1 protein-coding gene is annotated in these 1,233 nt (G+C 50.8%); it reads left to right on the forward strand.

Translation table 11 applies throughout. The features are described from left to right. On the forward strand, positions 1-1,233 hold a 1,233-nt coding region (locus ADK28_RS32175; protein ID WP_048795964.1), incomplete at both ends, for a hypothetical protein.

Here is a 1,233-nt window from a genome sequence, read left to right on the forward strand (position 1 = left end):
CCTGGGTAAAAAAATGCTGGTTGCCGGCGGAGCCATAGCTGCTGGCGCACATTATCTTGCGCCTAAAATTGATAACAGTTCCGAGTACAGCATGGAGCTGATGAAACTCTCAAACAGGGTGTTCCATGACCGCGATGAGGCGGGGCGCCAGAAAGGTAAGCAGCAAATAAACAACACCGTCAAAAAAGCGATAGAACTCGGTGGGGGTGATATCGGCGACACATTGCAAGGTTACGAGGGGCTGGTTTCCTCCCAGGCATTTACGCCGCAACAAGTCGACGAATTATTGCCGCGCATCAATATGACAGCCGCATCCGTCGGTGCAAATCCCTACAAGGTCGCGGAACTGGCTTCATCGTTGCATTACTTTAAAATTCCCACCGATAAACTCCCCAATGCGTTAAGCGGCATTGTCAGAATGGGCCAGATGGGGCCGGTTGATGCGGATGTGATAGCTGAATACGCCAAAGGGATATTTGAGCAGTTGGGCGGTATTGGTGGCGGTGGTTATCAGGGGCTGCGTGCTGTATTGCCACTTGCTGAATCCTCCGCGCTCGGTGCAGCAACACCGGAAGCGGCGCTCACGAACGCGAAAGATCTTGTCAACGATATTTTAAGCCCCAACCTGGATAGCGCTGCTGGGCGCATTAAGATCGGCGGAAAAAAGATAAGCTGGCATGAGTCCATTATCAAACAGATGGGGCAAGGCGTTGACCCATTGGAAGCGGCCAGAACCATTGTTAATAAGGCCATCGATAATGACAAGCAATACCAGTCGTTAAATCGTCAATTAAACAAAACGACTGACCCCACCAAACGGGATCGTCTTGAACGTCAAATACAGGCTGTCCGTGGTGTGTATTACGGTAAGTTCTTTCGCAACCAGCAAGCCCGTATGTCCTTTATTGCCTACGAACAGCATTACGATAAAGTCAAGGCGCTACAGGGCGCACTTGACCAGGAGTATTACGGCAAACCCGGTGAACTGGCGACCGATAAGGATATGAAGGGTATTCAAAACGAGACTGAGTTCAAGAAAAAACGCGCAGGCAGCCTGGAAATCCTTGACCAAAATGACATTATGACTCCCCTGGCTAAGCTCGAGGGCGAGGTGGCAGATGAATTCACCAAATTAGATGAAGTTCTGCCCAATGTTACCAAGGGGCTTGTGGGGTTGGGCGTTGCTTTGGGGACCGTTTCAGCCGTTGGTGGTGCGGGTATAGTTCTCGATAC

This window comes from Serratia sp. 506_PEND, assembly GCF_001076875.1.
Classification (GTDB): Bacteria; Pseudomonadota; Gammaproteobacteria; order Enterobacterales; family Enterobacteriaceae; genus Serratia; species Serratia marcescens.